Annotated in this window: 2 protein-coding genes; both read right to left on the reverse strand. The window is 65.6% G+C overall.

The window, feature by feature from the left end:
* Window positions 1-703: enoyl-CoA hydratase (locus EOA27_RS37660; RefSeq protein WP_127258869.1), on the reverse strand; the 703-nt coding region annotated here is incomplete at its 3' end.
* 46 nt (window positions 704-749) lie between these two features.
* Window positions 750-1,083, reverse strand: a 334-nt coding sequence (locus EOA27_RS37665; protein ID WP_281059525.1) for a zinc finger domain-containing protein, incomplete at its 5' end; no start/stop codon positions are given.

Here is a 1,083-nt window from a genome sequence, read left to right on the forward strand (position 1 = left end):
CAAACAGCGAATGGAAAAGACGGCGCTCGAAGCGCAGCCCCTCGGCCAACGTCGTCTCGTAAGCGCGGTTGACGGCTTCCTTGGTCATTATCACCGACGGCAGCGAGAACTCGGCGATCTTCGCCGCCGCCTTCAGCGTTTCGTCGAGCAGCTCGGCGACCGGGACCACCCGCGACACCAGCCCGCTCCTCTCGGCCTCGGCCGCGTCCATCATCCGCCCGGTCAGGCACATGTCCATCGCCTTGGACTTGCCGACGAATCGGGTCAGCCGCTGTGAGCCGCCCATGCCCGGCATGACGCCGAGCGTGATCTCGGGCTGGCCGAATTTGGCGTTGTCGCCGGCGAGGATGAAGTCGCACATCATGGCCAGCTCGCAGCCGCCGCCGAGCGCATAGCCAGCGACCGCCGCGACGATGGGTTTGCGCGTGCGCGTGAATTCCTCCCAGCCGACGAAGAAATCCTGCGTGTAGGCGTCGGCGAAGGACATCGCCTGCATTTCCTTGATGTCGGCGCCGGCGGCGAACGCCTTTTCCGAGCCCGTAAGCACCATCGCGCCGATGGCGGGATCGGCATCGAACGCGCTCGCCGCCGCGACCACCTCCGCAAGCACCTGCGAATTCAGTGCATTGAGCGCCTTGGGCCGGTTCAGCGTGATCAACCCGACCTTGCCGCGTGTTTCCACGAGAATGGTTTCATAGGTCATGGTTCGCTTCCTCCGCGGGGGTGGGATGATCGATACCGTTCCTAGCTTACCGCTGACAGGTCCGGCAATAGAAGGTCGAGCGGCCGCTCTGCACGATGCGTTCGACATGGCCGCGGCAGCCCGGCTTCTGGCACGGCTCCCCCTCGCGATCGTAGACCGCGAAGGAATGCTGGAAATAGCCGAGCGATCCGTCGGCCTGGACATAGTCGCGCAGCGACGAGCCGCCGGCGGCGATCGCATCGGCGATGACCGAGCGGATCGCCTCGGCGAGGCGTTCGCTTTGTCCCTTCGCCTTCTTGGCCGAGCCGGCGATGGTGCCGGCTTCGCGCAGCGGCGAGAGCCCGGCGCGCCACAGTGCTTCCGAGACATATATATTGCCG

The sequence above is a fragment of the Mesorhizobium sp. M2A.F.Ca.ET.037.01.1.1 genome (assembly GCF_003998075.1).
Classification (GTDB): Bacteria; Pseudomonadota; Alphaproteobacteria; order Rhizobiales; family Rhizobiaceae; genus Mesorhizobium.